Annotated in this window: 14 protein-coding genes; 1 reads left to right on the top strand and 13 read right to left on the bottom strand. The window is 59.0% G+C overall.

Features of this window, described 5'->3' with window-relative positions; translation table 11 throughout:
• Positions 1–33 precede the first annotated feature (33 nt).
• From H8S02_RS03270 to H8S02_RS03210, 13 genes are all read right to left on the bottom strand, one after another.
• Complete coding sequence (locus H8S02_RS03270; RefSeq protein ID WP_186969280.1) at positions 34–1908, bottom strand: DUF4914 family protein; 1875 nt, start codon at positions 1906–1908, stop codon at positions 34–36.
• A gap of 259 nt (positions 1909–2167) precedes the next feature.
• Positions 2168–2953 carry a TIGR00282 family metallophosphoesterase gene (locus tag H8S02_RS03265; RefSeq protein ID WP_186969279.1) on the bottom strand — a complete coding sequence of 262 codons (786 nt, stop codon included), beginning with the start codon at positions 2951–2953 and terminating at the stop codon, positions 2168–2170.
• Positions 2954–3200: 247 nt separating this feature from the next.
• On the bottom strand, positions 3201–4160 hold the full coding sequence (locus H8S02_RS03260; protein ID WP_118683885.1) for a ribose-phosphate pyrophosphokinase: 960 nt from the start codon (positions 4158–4160) through the stop codon (positions 3201–3203).
• A 54-nt stretch (positions 4161–4214) separates the two neighbouring features.
• On the bottom strand, positions 4215–5456 hold the full coding sequence (locus H8S02_RS03255) for a DapH/DapD/GlmU-related protein (protein ID WP_186969278.1): 1242 nt from the start codon (positions 5454–5456) through the stop codon (positions 4215–4217).
• A 190-nt stretch (positions 5457–5646) separates the two neighbouring features.
• The gene (locus tag H8S02_RS03250) at positions 5647–6705 is read right to left on the bottom strand and encodes an RDD family protein (RefSeq protein ID WP_186969277.1); all 1059 of its coding nucleotides are present in this window, start codon (positions 6703–6705) and stop codon (positions 5647–5649) included.
• Between the two features lie 174 nt (positions 6706–6879).
• A complete protein-coding gene (locus H8S02_RS03245) occupies positions 6880–7320 on the bottom strand; it encodes a NifB/NifX family molybdenum-iron cluster-binding protein (RefSeq protein ID WP_186969276.1) in 441 nt (146 codons plus the stop codon).
• Complete coding sequence (locus tag H8S02_RS03240) at positions 7317–8135, bottom strand: Mrp/NBP35 family ATP-binding protein (protein ID WP_118723132.1); 819 nt, start codon at positions 8133–8135, stop codon at positions 7317–7319. The genes H8S02_RS03245 and H8S02_RS03240 overlap by 4 nt, the downstream gene beginning before the upstream one ends.
• 786 nt (positions 8136–8921) lie before the next feature.
• Positions 8922–9923, bottom strand: coding sequence for an ATP-binding protein (locus H8S02_RS03235; protein WP_186969275.1), 1002 nt, complete (start codon positions 9921–9923; stop codon positions 8922–8924).
• The gene (locus H8S02_RS03230; protein WP_207722052.1) at positions 9913–10908 is read right to left on the bottom strand and encodes a DnaD domain protein; all 996 of its coding nucleotides are present in this window, start codon (positions 10906–10908) and stop codon (positions 9913–9915) included. The genes H8S02_RS03235 and H8S02_RS03230 overlap by 11 nt, the downstream gene beginning before the upstream one ends.
• A 125-nt stretch (positions 10909–11033) precedes the next feature.
• The gene (locus H8S02_RS03225; protein WP_186969273.1) at positions 11034–13157 is read right to left on the bottom strand and encodes a polyribonucleotide nucleotidyltransferase; all 2124 of its coding nucleotides are present in this window, start codon (positions 13155–13157) and stop codon (positions 11034–11036) included.
• A 198-nt stretch (positions 13158–13355) separates the two neighbouring features.
• Entirely contained in the window at positions 13356–13622 is a 267-nt protein-coding gene (gene rpsO / locus H8S02_RS03220; protein ID WP_110435855.1) for a 30S ribosomal protein S15, read from the bottom strand.
• Positions 13623–14406: 784 nt separating this feature from the next.
• The gene (locus H8S02_RS03215) at positions 14407–14697 is read right to left on the bottom strand and encodes a sigma-70 family RNA polymerase sigma factor (RefSeq protein ID WP_186969272.1); all 291 of its coding nucleotides are present in this window, start codon (positions 14695–14697) and stop codon (positions 14407–14409) included.
• Entirely contained in the window at positions 14675–14908 is a 234-nt protein-coding gene (locus H8S02_RS03210; protein WP_186969271.1) for a hypothetical protein, read from the bottom strand. Before H8S02_RS03210 ends, H8S02_RS03215 begins: the two co-directional genes overlap by 23 nt.
• 166 nt (positions 14909–15074) lie before the next feature.
• Here H8S02_RS03210 and spoIID point away from each other — a divergent pair, with 166 nt between their 5' ends.
• Positions 15075–16040 (top strand): stage II sporulation protein D, encoded by a 966-nt coding sequence (spoIID, locus tag H8S02_RS03205; RefSeq protein ID WP_186969270.1) that lies wholly within the window; start codon positions 15075–15077, stop codon positions 16038–16040.
• The last annotated feature ends 159 nt before the right edge of the window (positions 16041–16199 follow it).

The raw sequence follows: 16199 nt of genomic DNA, 5'->3' as shown, positions 1-16199 counted from the left end.
AGAGACTGAAAAGTCTCTCTTTTTTGATGTCTATTAAAGGCCGGTCGGGGTGATCGCCTCGAAGTCCTCGAGCTTGCCGCCGTTCATGAAGCAGTCGATGATCTGCTTGCCGAGCGGATCGAGCTCCGGCGTATCGAACTTTGCCAGCTCCTTGCGGAAGAAATCGGTCAGGATCTTCGCGCCTGCGTCGTAGCCGTCGGTGCCTACGCGGTCCTGCGTATCGACGCGCAGGTACTTGGAGCGGATCTTCTGGCCGTCGATGGTCAGATCCTTCATCGCATAGCCGAGCAGCGGGCAGCGCGCCGGCTCCAGATGCTCTCTGCGGATCTTGGCGCCGCCGTGGCGGGCCAGATACTCACGGGAGATCCATTCAGCCGCGAAGCCGACCTTGTATACGCCGATGTGCTGGTTCGGGATGAGCACATAACGGGTGTTCGGGCTGTCCACGATCTGATGCAGCAGCAGGTTTGCCTGTGCAACGCGCTTGCCGGTCGCGAACGGCCAGTAGGAACCTACGCCCTCGCTCTTGAGCTCATTGCCGGTGACGATGGACGGGTTGTTGAAGCCGCGCGGCGCGATCAGACGCCACAGCCATGCCAGTGCCGGCGGAATGATATGCAGCATGCCCATGATGCCGTAGTTCGGGTTGTCACGGGTGGAGGGAGGCATACGGACGCCGAAGGAGCGTACGTCTACTTCTACCGGCTCCTTGACGATGTTCGGAACGTCCCAGCGCGGAACGATGGCGCGCGGATTGGAGCACGGCTTGCCGTTGGAATCCAGCGTGTGCTCCCAGATCAGCAGGGTCGCGCCCGGATGGCCTTCCATGTTGAAGAAGCACAGCGGCTCCTTCGGCTCGGTGCAGATGCGCTCGTAAACCGGGTCGCAGCCGTAATGGGTTACGCCGTCCATGCGGAGGAACCAGCCGTCCTCGCCGTCGACGAGCACGAGCTTGCCCGACTTGTTCTGAACCGTCGGGTAGCAGGTCGCCATATCGTCGCATACCGGCTCGATCTTACAGGTGGAGCCGATGTGCAGGTAGGTCTTCTCGCCCGTTACCGTGTTGGTGGAGAGGAGGACCTCGCCGTCCGGCTCGCGCGCGATGTCCTGAAGCATCTCGCTCTTGCCGCCGCCCGAGGCGCCCTCGTGCATGATGACCAGCTCGTTCTCATACGGGGTGATCAGACGGCCTGCGGAGGTATGGCAGGTGGTCCAGCCCTCCTGCTCGCCGATGTCGAGCAGAACCGAGTAAACGCCCTTCTTCGCGGACGGACCCGGATAAAGGTTGTAGGAAAATACTTCGTGGCAATCGTCCAGACGGTTGTGGACGACGACCTGCTTGCCCTCGAAATGGGTGTGACGGAACGGGGGCGCAACGTAGATGATGGCGCGCGGCTTGTAGCCCTCGGTCTCCTCAGCGTTGACAAAACCCTGAAGATGTGCCAGCGCGAAGGCGAAGAACGCGCACTGCTTCGGGCAGACGAGCATAGAGCCGTAGCCGTATTCGTTGCCGCCGGAATTGAACGGCATCAGAATGAGCTCCTGCGTCTTGAACCATTCCATGGTCTCCTGACGCAGCTTGTCGAACTTGTAGCCGTAAACGTCAGCAAAGCGCTTTTTGTCGGTCGGCTTGTCGTCCGCGATGCGCATGCAGTCCGGCTCGCGGCGGCGCATGTAGTCCTCGGTGAAGTTAACGGATGCACCGTTCTTGCAGCGGACAACGTCCGCTTCCTTGAACAGACCCTTGCCGGGTACATCAAATACAACGTCGTACACATCAGCATGCTCGGGACCGAATACCATGTCGTACAGCTCTGCCTTGCTGGTCGGCACGGAAACGCCCTTGCAGTTTTCGATCACGTCGGTCAGTTCCTCTGAGAACGTGAATTTCTTGAGCAGCGAGTTCATCAGTATATTCCTCCTTACACACCGGAAGCGCTCTTCCCAAAACAGCTCCCGATGCTGTCCATAGCCTTGGCGGTCAGTACCTAAGGCCCATTGTTGTTCGTATATAGCATACCGCAAAACCCTCGGTCTCGTCAACCGATTTTGCGCAATTTTGCAAGTTCCACTTCAACTTCTTGCAGAATGTACAAAAGTATTCTATATTTCGAGTGCTTTCTTGTCACGGACACTTGTCCGCGGGAATGCGCATCTGCGCACAGCCTCAGCGGACCTTGTATTCCTTCCACACCCGCTCGACCGATACGCATTTTCCGCCGCGCTCGATCTCGAACACCGCGCCCGACACCGCGCAGTCGCCCGGCGCGGTCTTGAAATACTCGGTCAGATCGCCGCGGAACATGGCGATAGACTGCTCGATGCGCACGCCGAGCACGGAATGATACGGGCCGGTCATGCCGAGATCGGTGATATAGCCGGTCCCCTTCGGGTTGACGCGCTCGTCCGCGGTCTGCACATGGGTATGCGTGCCCCAGACGGCGGAAACGCGGCCGTCCAGATAATACCCCATCGCGAGCTTTTCGCTCGTGGCGTTCGCGTGGAACTCGACGAGGGCGACGTCATACCGGCCCTCGTTTTCCTTCAAAATGCGGTCGACGCACAGGAACGGGTTGTCCGGGCCGTATTTCATATCGCAGCGGCCGATCAGGTCGATGACGAGCAGGCGGCTGCCCTGCGGGCCGTCAAAAATGCCCCAGCCCTGCCCCGGGCTCTGCGGCGCGAGGTTGGCCGGACGCAGGATGTCGCTGTGCTCGTCGAGATACGGAACGATCTGCTGCTTGCCGAAGGCATGATTGCCGAGCGTCACCACATCCGCCCCGGCATCAAAGATGTCCTCTGCCTGCCGCGGCAGCACGCCGTTCCCGGCGGCGTTCTCGCCGTTGACGATGACAAAATCCGCGCCGGTATCGCGCTTTATCCTGCGCAGCAGCGCGTGCAGCGCGTCAAGGCCGGCCTCGCCGACGACATCGCCGATGGTTAAAATCTTCATAGATACCTCTTTCTGAAAATATAAAAATAGCTGCTGCAAACTGTGCAGCAGCTATTCCATCCATAAGATTAAGTTCATGCCGCGCGCTTCGTGCGCAGCACGCATAAAATAGAATTTGCAAAGCAAATTCATAATTTCCGGGAGCATGTATCACGGAAATTATACAAGGGACGAAAAAATGTGTCCGCAGGACGCGGTTTTTCGTCAATCCTCGATTGAAACCGTGGTTTCAATCGAAAGCGGCAGCTCAGTCGAACAGGGTAGAAACCGAGGTCTCCTCGTAGATGCGTGCGATCGCCTCGGTGAATACCGGCGCGACGGACAGCACGTTGATGTTGTCGAGCTTCTTCTCGCTCGTCAGCGGAATGGTGTCGAGGATGGTCAGCTCCTTGATCGGGCTCTCCTTGATGCGCTCGATCGCCGGGCCGGACAGAACGCCGTGGCTTGCGCACGCATAGACCTCGGTCGCGCCGCCGCGCTCTACGAGCGCCTCAGCTGCATGCACGAGGGTGCCTGCGGTGTCGATCAGGTCGTCGACCAGAATGCACTTCTTGCCCTTGACGTTGCCGATGATGTTCATGACCTCGGAAACGTTCGCCTTCGGGCGGCGCTTGTCGATGATCGCGAGCGGCATGTCGAGCTTCTGGGTGAACTTGCGCGCACGGGTAACAGAACCCAGATCGGGAGATACGATAACGGTGTCCTCGGTGCCGACGCCGAACTTGCCGGCGATGTACGGGATGAGCACGGACGAGCCGAGCATATTATCCACCGGAATGTCAAAGAAGCCCTGGATCTGCGCTGCGTGCAGGTCCATGGTCAGCACGCGGTCTGCGCCTGCTGCGGTGATGAGGTTCGCTACGAGCTTCGCGGAGATCGGGTCGCGCGCCTTGCTCTTGCGGTCCTGGCGTGCGTAGCCGAAATACGGGATGACCGCGGTGATACGGCCTGCCGAGGCACGCTTGCACGAGTCGATCATGATGAGCAGCTCCATCAGGTTGTTGTTGACCGGGCCGCAGGTGGACTGAACGAGGAATACGTCAGAACCGCGAACGGACTCCGAGATCGAAACCGAGATCTCGCCGTCAGCGAAGGTCGAGATGGTTGCCTTGCCGAGCGGCAGACCCAGAGCGGATGCGATCTGCATCGCAAGCGCAGGATGGGAGTTGCCGGAGAAAATTTTGATATTTTTTCCGTGAGAAATCATTGATTTGCCTCCGTCATAGTATTTTTTATCCGGTGATTTATTTATCTGTATCTGTTATTTCTTTTCATGCGCTGCACGGCGGCGGTCATTCCAGCCGTCGAGCGTGGTCTGACGCGCGCGCGCGACCGCGAGCGCACCGTCCGGTACGTCCTTGGTGACCGTGGTGCCGGCCGCGGTGAACACGCGGTCGCCCAGCTTGACCGGGGAGACCAGATTGGTGTTGCAGCCGATGAAGCAGTCGTCGCCGATGACGGTCTGGTTCTTGACATAGCCGTCGTAGTTGACGACCACCGTGCCGCAGCCGAAGTTAACGCGCTCGCCGACCGTCGCGTCGCCGATATAGGTCAGATGCGAGACCTTGGTGCCGTTGCCGATCGTCGACTTTTTCAGCTCAACGAAGTCGCCGATGCGGCAGCCGTCGCCGACCACGCACTGCGGGCGGATATAGGCGAACGGGCCGACCGTTGCCTTTTCGCCGACCTTCGACTCATAGACCTGCGAGCTGTTGACCGTGGTGCCCGCGCCGATCTCCGCCTTTTCGAGGATGGAGTTCGGGCCGATGACCGCGCCTGCGCCGACCTTGCAGCCGGGGCGGATGTGGCAGCCGGGCAGGATGACCGCGCCGGGCGCGATGTCCGCGTCGGGTGCGATATAGGTGTTCGTGGGATCGAAGATCTGCACGCCCTTTTTGATCAGTCCGAAGTTGATGCGCTGCATCATCGTGACCTGCGCCATGAAGGCCGCAGCGCCGTCGTTGATGGCGTAGATCTTGTTGGTGACGGCGACGCCCTTCTGCGCGCCTGCCGCGACAGCCGCCGCGACCAGACCGTCCAGATCCGCCGCGCCGCTCTCGAGCGCCTTCATGAGCATCTCATAGGTGAACAGCGCCGCGAAGCAGTGCGTATCGCGCGGAACAGGCTGACCCTCCGCGTCAAAGCCCTGCTGCTCGGCTGCGAGCACGCTGACGCCGTAGCCGGTCGTGACATGCGTCTCCGCCAGATGGAAGAGCGCGTCCTCCTCCGCGAGGCCGAACGGCGCCGCGAGCACCAGCACATGACCGCATTCCGGCAGCGCCTTCAGCGAGGCGAAGCGGTTGGTCTCGTCGAGCGCAAGGCTCTCCGCGCCGTCGAGCGCCGGCTCCCGGTCGTCATGTACAAAATAGCACTTTTCCACTGCATCCGGCAGCGCATCCCGCACCGCGTCGCCTGCCGTACCGAACAGCACCGGACGCGCGTAAGCGGAAATGCCGCTTTCGTCAAACAGGCCGCCAACAAGGGCGGCAGTCATATTGTCCATTTCAGAAGTCCTTTCGTTCCATAGGGTCTGTCGACCCGATTTTCCGATGATAACCTTATTATACAACAGGACATGGCAAATTGCATCATCATTTTTTGATAAATTTCCGGTTTTGTTGGGAATATTTTCGTCCGTGCAGATAAAAGGAGCTGTCCGCACTCGGCGGACAGCCCTTCTGTTCCAGTTTTTATCAGTTTTCCGCGATGCGGAGGTCCATCGTATAATGGCCGGTTTTTCCCTCTTCGGGCCAGTAGATCCTGTTCTCGCCCTCGCCTATCACGGTGCAGTTCTCGAATGTGACCTTCTGCGTGATGGTCAGCGAGCCGAGCGTCGCCGTAAAATCCTCGGTGTTCTGGAGCATCTCATCGGTCATCGCGAGCATCGTTTTCTTTTCGTGCGGCAGCGCATAGCCGTAGTACAGCATTTCCTTGACGTCCGTGCCCGTCCCGATGACGACATCATCCGTGTCGATATGCAGCTCGACCGCCGTCACATAGCCGTCCGCGTCGGTCTCCGCCGTGACCTCGGGCGTGTACGTCGCGCTGTCAATCGTGATGATGCCGCCCTCGGAGTCCCAGCCCTGACCGAGACTGCCGTCCGGAAGCATCGAGCGCCCGAGTTCATGGTATTTCAGCACATTATTGCAGTTATCCACATACTGTGCAAAAGTCAGCCGTCCGGTGTTTCGCGGCAGGTCGGCGTACAGGCTGATGCCGACTTCCGCCGCAAGAACGAGCAGCCACGCGAACAGGAACGCCAGCACGCGGTACCATTTCGTCTTGCGCTCGTGCATGACGATATGGCAGCCGTTGTCAATGTCCCACGGCGGCTCGCCTGCCGTGATCGCCTGATAGCTCTTATACAGCCTGTACCAGCTCCAGATGGGAATAACCCAGCCCATGCCCCCGGTGAACACCTGCCACGTGCGGTAAAAGCCGGTACGGATGGCGAGCTTTTCGCCGTTCGGCGTGCGTATCTCCATGCCGAACAGCCACTTTCCGGGCGTTGTTCCCCAGAAATGCAGCAGGAACGGCTCGATAACGACCATGAGCACCACGCCGACCATGATGCTCAGCACATTCAGCATGGCATACAAGCCGCCGATGTTGAGCCGCAGCCCCCACTGCGCCGCAAGGCTCCACAGGAGACCGTACAGCGCGAAGTCGAATTTCCGCGCGAAATACCGCCGCCACGGGAAAGGCGCAGAGAGCGTCTGCATTTCGGGCGCGTCTGCGAAAAACATACTCATAGGAATCCCTCCTTTGCATTCTCTATCCTGCTTCCAGTATAGCAGAACAGGAACACAAAAGATATTGCTGTTTTGCACAGGCATCGCACCCAGTTATTGTAAAAACAGACAAAAACCGCGGCAGATATTCTCCGCCGCGGTTAGACTGTCGAAAAACTGCGATTTCCCGACAGCTTACTTGACCTCTTCGGCCGGGATGCTCTTCAGCAGCTCGCTCGGGCCGCAGCCGGAGCACTTCGCGCAGTCATGCATGCACGCCATCGGGTCATCCGGGTCCTCCTCGCGGCCGATCTCGAGCAGGGTCGGGTCGCCCTGCTTCTCGCCCACGAGGAACTTCGCTACCGCCTCCTCGGCCGGGCCTTCGCAGCCGGGCACGAGCAGCACGCCGATCATCTCGAGCGCGTTGCGGATGGCGAGGCCGAGCGAGCCGCAGATCAGCACATCGATCTGCTCCATGCTCGCGAGCTTGATGAGGTCGGTCGTCGAGGTGCCGCGCACCTCCGCCATGTGCTTGCTGACCGGCTCACGGCCCTCGGTCGTGACGACGAGCACCTGTTTGCAGGAGCCGAGGTTGGCCGCGATCTGACCTTCGTCGAATGCTACGCCGATGTTCATAACAGACCCTCCACGGTCGAAAGCGCGCCGGAAAGTGCGTCCGGCAGCTTCGCGTCCTCGATCTTGCCGGCGTCGACCGCCTCAGCAAGCTTCGGATCGATCGGCAGCTTGGCCAGAACCGGCAGCTCGTAGTGCGCCGCGACCTCGTCTACATGGCTCTCGCCAAAGACGGAAATATGCTTGCCGCAGTCCGGGCACTCCAGATAGCTGTAGTTCTCGACGATGCCGAGCACCGGAATGTTCATCATCTTGGCCATCTTGACCGCCTTGCCGACGATCATGGAGACCAGATCCTGCGGAGAGGTGACGACGATGATGCCGTCTACCGGCAGGGACTGGAATACGGTCAGCGGTACGTCGCCCGTGCCGGGAGGCATGTCGACGAACAGGAAGTCTACGTCCTCCCATACAACGTCCGACCAGAACTGCTTGACGGTCTCCGCGATAATCGGACCGCGGTAGATGACCGGGTCATCCTCGTTCGGCAGAACCAGATTGATCGAGATCATCTGCACGCCGCCCTCGCTGCGTGCCGGGATGATGCCCTCCTCGCAGCCCTCGAGCTTGTCGTGCACGCCGAAGGTCTTGGGGATGGACGGACCGGTAATGTCGGCATCCAGCACGCCGCAGGTGTAGCCCTTGCGCGTCATGCCGACCGCCATCATCGAAGTCAGCAGGCTCTTGCCTACGCCGCCCTTGCCGGAAACAACGCCGATCACCTTGCGGACGGTCGCAGCCTTGTTAGCCGCGACCTTGAGGCTCTTCTCGCCGCCGCAGTTCGACGAACAGCTGTCGCAGTTGTGCGAGCAACCCATATAAAACATCTCCTAACATATCGTTTCTTGCTATGTATCAGTATACCCTATTCCTCTCTTTTTCGCAAGCAGAGCCGCCCCTTTTATTTTTGAAAGCAACGAGAAAGCACCGTCTCGCCGGGGGAAGCGAAAACGGTGCCTGCTCATCCAGTATACAGATTTGAAAAAGGGGGTAAAAAAGAGAAATAAAAAGATCGGTAGGTCGTCAGCTTCATCGGGATTGCGGCTTCCCTTGCTGACAATGTTAGTATACCGCACTCCGCGCCACAATGTGTGAACAGTTTTTGAACAGAGTTTGAAAGATTTGTTTCGGCGGAAAAACGCCCCTCCGGACAGACGAAAACGCTCCGCACCCGGCAGGGGGATGCCGGATCTGCGGAGCGCTTTCGCTGTTCGAAAAAAGAGGGGAAAAGAAAAAGAAAAAAGAATCAAACTTGTCTGTCGATCGGAAGAAGGGGGAACTTCCTTTCGACATATTCAGTATACCGCACTTTCCGCGCCGATGTGTGAACCGTTTTTGAACAGTCTTTGAAAAATTCTTAACAGCGCTGACGCGGCGATCAGAGCACATTTTCCTGCAAACGGACAGAAAAACACCCCGGCTCGCGGGGGAACGAGTTCGGGGCGTTTTCCGTCATTCACAAAATAAAAGGGGGTAAAAAAGAGAAATAAAAAGATCGGTAGGTCGTCAGCTTCGGGATTGCGGCTTCCCTTGCTGACAATGTCAGTATACCGCACTTCGCCCCGTAATGTGTGAACAGTTTTTGAACAGTCTTTGAAAGATTTTTAACGGTTGTGCATCCGGCTCTTGAGCATGCGGATGTCGTCTCCGAAAAAGCGCAGCTGCTTGAATTCGCCGAGCAGGCGCGACGCCACGGCAGGCGAATAGCGCTTTTTCAGCTCGTCGGGCAGCAGATTGGTGTTGACGATCATCGGACGGTGCGCCATCAGGCGGTTGTTGATGAGGTTGTAGAGTGCGGAGACCGTGAACGCGGTGCCCATTTCGGTGCCCATGTCGTCGATGATGAGCAGGTCGGCGCGCTCATACCGCGCCGCGCGCTCCGCCGCCGCCGCGCCGTCGCCGTTGCCGAACTTGATGGTCTCGTAGGCGGCGATGATGTTGATGGCGGTGTCGTAGGCGACCGAAAAGCCGCGCGCCGAGACCGCTTCCGCCACGCAGGTGGAGAGGAAGGTCTTGCCGAGTCCGGTCGAGCCGTACAGCAGCAGATTGGGCGAGTTTTCGCCGAAATTCCGTGCATATGCCTTGCACTCAAACAGATTGACCTTTATGTTTTCCAGCGGTGAGTCGTGCATATTCGGGTCGATCCGCGGCGAGTAATAGCTGAGATTGAACTTTTCAAAATTCTGATCCTCGATGGGAAGAACGGAGGAAAGCTGCTGCTTGAGCAGACGGGCATAGCGGCGCTTGACGCATTCGCAGGTCGCCGCGCCCTCATATCCGGTGTCGCCGCATTTTTCGCACATCGGCCTGTTCGTCAGCCAGTCGGCCGGCAGACCCAGACCGCGCAGCAGGCGCGAACGCTCCTCCTGCAAACCCAGGTTGCGTTCCCGCAGCGACGCGATCGCCTTTTCCGGGTCACTTCCCTGCTCGAGCGCCGCGCGGAGCACCTGAATAGCGGTCGCAGAAAGCTCGCGGTCGATGGCGCGGATACGCGGCTCCCTTGCATAGACGTCCCGGCGGCGCGCCTCCAGCTCGTCCTCATGCGCCTCGCGGTCGCGCTCCAGCTCCCTGCGCGCCGCAGAAAGCAGTTTCCTATCATAAGCCATTCGCTTCCGCCTCCTTCATTCTCCGTCTGATCTCTTCCTTTTGCGCGAGCCATGCCTGCTCCCAGTCCGCGAGCGTACCGCTGTCCGTCGGCTGCGCCTCGGTCTGGCCGACAGCGACCGCCGCCGTGCGGCTCTCCGGCTCGAGCGCCGTGATCTCGCTGATAGTATGTACGCCGCTCTTTTCCCACTGGCGCAGGATGCCGAGCGTATAATCCAGACTGCGATGGCCCTGATGCGCCTCGGTGCGGCGGACAGCCAGCTCGACCGACTCCGCCGGGAAGCCGTGCGCGAGCGCAAAGCGGCAGACGCGCTGCTCCTTGGGGGCCGGCTGCGCCGGGTCCGCGCCGAGCGCACGGTAGAGCGCCTCGATGAACGGCTTTTCGTTGACGCGCCGCGCCAGATACTGCTGCGCGTCCTGCGCGTTGACGATGCCCATGTCCGCCCACTGATAGGTCTCGCGCTTGATGTCGGACAGGCGCACCTCGCCCTTTTCGTTCTTGAGGTAGCTGAGCAGCTCGATGATCGCGCCGCCGTCCAGTCCGAGATGGTCATAGGCGGTCAGCAGGCTGCGCAGCATGCCCTCGGTGAGCGCGCGGCCGAAGGCATTCTCCGCGGCATCGCATACAGCGGAGAACTCGCCGTCCTCGTTTCGTGCGCGGCGAAGCTCGGCTGCTGTGTACTGCGGCGCGGCATTTTCGCTCTTTTCGGTATTTTTCGTCTCGGCAGCCGGCGCGCTCAGATTGTTGAGCGTGAACGCCGCGCGCTCGTAGCGCTCGTCGGATAAATGGAGCGCACGCGCAGCCGTCCGGCCGTCCTCGCTGCCGTGACGCAGGATATAAAGGTAAAGCAGCGCAGCGTCGCCGTCACCGACCGCGATCAGCTTGTCAAGTGTATCGCACCGCGCCACGCGCAGCTCGCCCTCGGGCAGCAGCACAGAGGTCATAGGCTTGTCCTTCCCTTCCGTCGATTTTTCTTTGCATTCCATTATAGCACAGTTCCCCCGTCTTTTGAAAGGGAAACAATTTCATGAGCCGACAGGATATGATAAAATAAAAAGGAAAAGGCTTCAGCACGTTTCGCACTGAAGCCCTTTTTTTATTTCAGACCGGATTACTTGACCTTTTCTTCCGGCTTTACGTCCTTCATGGACAGGTTTACGCGGCCCTTGTCGTCGATCTCCATGACCTTGACCCAGACCATGTCGCCTTCCTTGACAGCGTCCTCGACCTTCTCGATGCGGTGGTCAGCCATCTTGGAAATGTGAACCATGCCGTCCTTGCCCGGCAGCAGGTTGACGAACGCGCCGAAGTTCATCAGGCGAACGACCTTGCCGTAGTAGATCTCGCCCGGCTCCGGCTCCTTGACGATCGCTTCGATCATCTTTCTTGCCTTGTCAGCGTCGGTCGCCTTGACAGCGGCGATGGTGACGGTGCCGTCGTCCTCGATGTCGACCTTTGCGCCGGACTCAGCAACGATGTTCTGGATCACAGAACCGCCCTTGCCGATAACTTCGCGGATCTTGTCCGGGTTGATGTGCATGGTGGTCATCTTCGGAGCCCAGTCGGAAACATCCTCACGCGGCTGCGGGATAGCCTTAAGCATGATCTCGTCCAGAATGCCGTAACGGGCAACGCGGCACTTTTCGAACGCCTGCTTGATGATGTTCGGGGTCAGGCCGTCGACCTTGATGTCGACCTGAATCGCGGTGATGCCCTTCTTGGTACCAGCTACCTTGAAGTCCATGTCGCCGTAGAAGTCCTCAACGCCCTGAATATCGGTGAAGGTGGTCTCCTGACCGCCGTCGGTGATCAGACCGCAGGAAATGCCGGCAACCGGCGCCTTGATCGGAACGCCTGCATCCATCAGAGCCAGCGTGGAACCGCAGACAGAGCCCTGAGAAGTGGAGCCGTTGGAGGAGATGACCTCGGAAACCAGACGCAGAGCGTACGGGAACTCGCTTACCGGCGGGATGACCGGCAGCAGAGCGCGCTCAGCCAGAGCGCCGTGACCGATCTCACGACGGCCGGGGCCGCGGGACGGACGGGTCTCGCCAACAGAGAAGGACGGGAAGTTGTAGTGATGGATATAACGCTTTTCCTTCTCCTCGAAGATGGTGTCGAGCTCCTGTGCATCGCCCAGCGTGCCGAGGGTGCAGAGCGTCAGAACCTGGGTCTGACCGCGGGTGAACATGCCGGAACCGTGAACGCGCGGCAGAACGTGAACCTCAGCAGCCAGCGGACGGACTTCCTCCATGCCGCGGCCGTCGACGCGCTTGCCGTTTGCCAGCCAGCGGCGGACGATCTTCTTCTGAAGCTTGTCTACGCACTCAGCGAGGTTTGCGTCGTGCTCTTCCTTGTACTCGTCGGACAGGGTCGCCTCGAATGCGTCAACGATCTCGCGAACGCCTGCGTCGCGGACGGTCTTGTCGTCGGTATCCATAGCGGCCTCGAACTTGTCGTTGCACTCTGCCTCGAGCTTGTCGAACAGGTCGTGGTCGATGTCGTGATGCTCATACTCGAACTTCGGCTTGCCGATCTCGTCCTTGATGGACTGGATGAACGCGCAGACCTTTTTCAGCTCCTCATGAGCCTCCATGAGGGCGTTAAACATCTCGTCCTCCGGAACTTCCTTCGCGCCGGCCTCGATCATGACGATCTTGTCCTTGGTCGCGCACAGGGTAACATCCATCTCGGAAACCTTGCGCTGCTCGGAGGTCGGGTTGATGACGGTCTTGCCGTCGACGATGCCGACCTGGCAGCCGGCTACAACGTAGTCGAACGGGATGTCGGAGATGGAGACCGCGATGGAAGCGCCCAGCAGAGCGACTACCTCGGGAGAGTTGTCATAATCGTTCTCGAGAACGGTGCAGACGATGGAAACGTCGTTGCGCAGGTCCTTCGGGAACAGCGGACGCATCGGGCGGTCGATCTGACGGGAGGACAGGATCGCCTTCTCGGACGGACGGCCCTCGCGGCGCATGAAGGAGCCGGGGATGCGGCCTACGGCGTACATGCGCTCCTCGAAGTCAACGGAGAGCGGGAAAAAGTCGATGCCGTCGCGCGGCTTTGCGGATGCGGTGGCGGTAACGAGGACTGCGGTCTCGCCGTAGCGGACGAGGCAAGAGCCGTTTGCCAGCTGCGCCATCTTGCCGGTCTCGACGGTCAGCTTGCGGCCGGCGATCTCGGTCTCAAAAACGCGGTAGTTTTTGAAGTCAAAGTGGTTGATATTTGCCATTTTGTTTCCTCCTTTGATTTTTGGAGGGCGGCACCGGCTTTTAGCACTTGAAACAGGAGCGAAGCTGCCCTCGTCCCTCTTTCAAACGCTAAAAAGCAGGTTTATGCCGCCCGGTTGATAAACTTCCTTGGGGAAAGCAGATGCTTTTTTCGCAGGTATAGAAACAGGGGAGCAGACTGCTCCCCTATAAAACGTTTCTTACTTACGGATACCCAGCTTAGCGATCAGAGCGCGGTAGCGGTTGATGTCCTTCTTCTGCAGGTAAGCCAGCATGGAACGGCGCTGACCAACCATCTTCAGCAGGCCGCGGCGGGAGTGGTTGTCCTTCTTGTGTACCTTCAGGTGCTCGGTGAGCTCCTTGATGCGGGCGGTCAGAATTGCAACCTGAACCTCCGGGGAACCGGTGTCGGTAGCGTGGGTGCGGTTTGCCTCGATAACGGCAGTCTTGTCTTCCTTACGGATCATGTTCGTTTTCACCTTTCGAAAATATGATTTTTGTACCCTCAGGCTGGGCCGCGGCTTGGTGAAATGGAGCGATAGGAACGCGTCCGGTTATCCGACAGCTAAGCATGGGGCAACAGTATATATAGGATAACACACCGCATGCCTTTTGTAAAGAGAAATCCGCGTAAAATCTCTATCTTTTCTACCGAAAAACGCGCTCTTTTCCTGCGTGCTTCCGTTGCGCGCAGGACGGCCTGTAACCGTCCTGTAATTTTGTACAAATGTTGAAAAGGTGTAAACTCGATTTTGTGAATTTTTTATCTTGCCGTCCGGCCGGGAATCGATGTATAATGTGTTCACAAGTTCGGTGGTAGGTTTGAGACTACTCCCTGCCGCCGTTTTTATTTATTGCCAAGAAACGCGACGGGGCGGTGCAAATGCGCGGCCTGATGTCGCGTTTTTCTTTTAAGCAGTCGAAAAACTTCGTTTTCCCGACAAGCTGTGTTCTGACTCCGCAGAACACGGACGTCCGAAAGCTATCAAATAAAAGGCACGCCGACGGCGTGCCTTTTGCGCGCTTTGCGCGCTTTCTCCTGCCGCATTTTGCCTTCGGCAAAACAGGCAGGACAGGCGCTCCGCGGAGCGCCGCTTAAAAATCTCCAAGAAAGTCGGGGCGTGTACCTGACTTTCTTACCTCTGCCCGCGCCGCGGCGGCGCGGCCTCGTCCGCTGTGCGGACGAGAGGGGGTTATCGCCCCCGGTTTCGTCAGGAACCGGGGGCGTATCTAAGGGGGACAGCGTCCCCCTTAGAGCAGCTCGAGGTTATACGAGAGCAGCGATCGAAGCCGCTTCATGCCGCGCGACTTGTGCCGCGAAACCGCAGACTGCGTGATGCCGAGACGCGCCGCGACCTCCTTGCCGTTCATCCCCTCGACCGTCTCCAGCCGCAGCACCTCGTACTGCCGCGCGGTCAGTTCGCTGCGCATCGCCTCGAAAAATGCCGTCCGGAACGCCGCGCGCAGCGTGCTGTCCTCCTGTCCGAGATCGCGAATATAGCTTTCATATGCACAGCGGTCATACTGCCGTTCGCCCGACATACGCCCCCTCCTTTTCATAATAATTCTCCATTTCGAACGCCGCCAGACGGCTCTCGTTTATCATTTCGTTCAGCGTGCGGATGCGCCGCATCAGCCTGTATTTCACCTCGTACTGCTTCGCGTGACGCTTTGCCGCCAGAAGCTGTTTCTTGCGCAGTTCGAGCAGCGCCGTGTTGCGGCGGTATTCCTGAGCCATTTTGCAGAGTTCCATGTTGTACCTCCCGTTCGTACCTTCGTTATCGAACATCTGTTCGTTCTTTCTTAATTCCATAATACTTCAAATCAGAAGCAATGTCAATAGAAAACCGTATGCTTGTGTCCTGTTTTTCGGACTCATTGCATATACTGTCCCAGAAGAACGAAGGGAGATGAGACCTGTGCGCCGACTGCTGTTTACCGCCGTGCTGCTCGTGGCGGCGCTTTTCCTGCTGCCCATGCTCTGGCCGCAGGATATTTCACATGAATCTGCCGAAGGCGCCGCCGAAACGGCGGCCGTTTCCGAAAACGAAACGCTGACTGTGCAGATCGACGGCAAACCGACCGAACTTACGCTCGAAAGCTATGTAGAGGGCGTCACCGCCGCGGAGATCCCGGCAGATTTTCCGCGTGAGGCGCTGCGCGCGCAGGCGGTTGCCGCACGAACCTATGCGCTGTGCAAGCTGTCCCGCGGACGCCCGGACGCCCATCCCGACGCCGATCTGTGCGACGATTACCGCCACTGCGCCGCCTACCGCAGTCCCGCAGTCTCCGTATTCGGCACGGATGAACTCTCCGCCATCCGTGCGGCAGTCCGCGACACCGAAGGCGAAATCCTGACGAGCGAGGGCGCTCCCATCGCGGCGGTGTTTCACTGTGTCAGCGGCCCACGCACCGAGTCCGCCGCCGATGTCTGGGGCGAGGATGTCCCCTACCTGCAAAGCGTGGTCAGTCCCGGCGGCACGGCTTTTGACGGCTACGAGAGCGCTGTCACTGTTTCAGCGGACGATTTCCGCGAAAAGGCCGGCTCCGCCTTCCCTGCCGCCGATCTTTCCGGCCCGCCCTCCGCCTGGTTCAAGGCCTCGGTCCGCTCGGACGCCGGCGGCATCAAAACCGTAAAGCTCGGCGGCGTCACGGTCGAGGGTACGGCGGTGCGCGAGCTGTTCGGTCTGCGCTCGACCAATTTCACGGTCACGACCGCTGATGACTCGCTTACCTTCCACACCATCGGCTACGGCCACGGCGTCGGTCTGTCGCAGTACGGCGCGAAATACATGGCCGAAAACGGCGCGGACTACCGCGAGATCCTCGCGCACTACTATCCCGGCACCGAGCTTGTCTCGCTGAACGAAAAAGCAGCCGCTTAGCTGTCGCGAAACTGACGTTTCGCTGACAAGCTGTGTTCTGACTGCGCAGAACACGAGTCGTCCGAAAGTTCCCATGCGGAAACTTTCTCCCTCCAGAAGTAAAAAAAACCGAGGCACATGTCCTCGGTTTTTTTGAAATCGCTGTGCGATTTCTATTTC

The organism is Agathobaculum hominis (genome assembly GCF_014288055.1).
Classification (GTDB): Bacteria; Bacillota; Clostridia; order Oscillospirales; family Butyricicoccaceae; genus Agathobaculum; species Agathobaculum hominis.
The sequence above is the reverse complement of the archived record's forward strand: the minus strand, read 5'-3'. Positions and strand labels throughout refer to the sequence as shown.

Bases quoted from the DNA above. Each gene is read 5' to 3' on its own strand.
- H8S02_RS03215 (WP_186969272.1), bottom strand. From the start codon at position 14,697: ATGTCGGGCGAACGGCAGTATGACCGCTGTGCATATGAAAGCTATATT.
- H8S02_RS03250 (WP_186969277.1), bottom strand. From the start codon at position 6,705: ATGAGTATGTTTTTCGCAGACGCGCCCGAAATGCAGACGCTCTCTGCG.
- H8S02_RS03265 (WP_186969279.1), bottom strand. From the start codon at position 2,953: ATGAAGATTTTAACCATCGGCGATGTCGTCGGCGAGGCCGGCCTTGAC.
- H8S02_RS03245 (WP_186969276.1), bottom strand. From the start codon at position 7,320: ATGAACATCGGCGTAGCATTCGACGAAGGTCAGATCGCGGCCAACCTC.
- H8S02_RS03260 (WP_118683885.1), bottom strand. From the start codon at position 4,160: ATGATTTCTCACGGAAAAAATATCAAAATTTTCTCCGGCAACTCCCAT.
- H8S02_RS03255 (WP_186969278.1), bottom strand. From the start codon at position 5,456: ATGGACAATATGACTGCCGCCCTTGTTGGCGGCCTGTTTGACGAAAGC.
- rpsO (WP_110435855.1), bottom strand. From the start codon at position 13,622: ATGATCCGTAAGGAAGACAAGACTGCCGTTATCGAGGCAAACCGCACC.
- H8S02_RS03210 (WP_186969271.1), bottom strand. From the start codon at position 14,908: ATGGAACTCTGCAAAATGGCTCAGGAATACCGCCGCAACACGGCGCTG.
- H8S02_RS03230 (WP_207722052.1), bottom strand. From the start codon at position 10,908: ATGGAATGCAAAGAAAAATCGACGGAAGGGAAGGACAAGCCTATGACC.
- H8S02_RS03225 (WP_186969273.1), bottom strand. From the start codon at position 13,157: ATGGCAAATATCAACCACTTTGACTTCAAAAACTACCGCGTTTTTGAG.
- H8S02_RS03270 (WP_186969280.1), bottom strand. From the start codon at position 1,908: ATGAACTCGCTGCTCAAGAAATTCACGTTCTCAGAGGAACTGACCGAC.
- H8S02_RS03240 (WP_118723132.1), bottom strand. From the start codon at position 8,135: ATGGGTTGCTCGCACAACTGCGACAGCTGTTCGTCGAACTGCGGCGGC.
- H8S02_RS03235 (WP_186969275.1), bottom strand. From the start codon at position 9,923: ATGGCTTATGATAGGAAACTGCTTTCTGCGGCGCGCAGGGAGCTGGAG.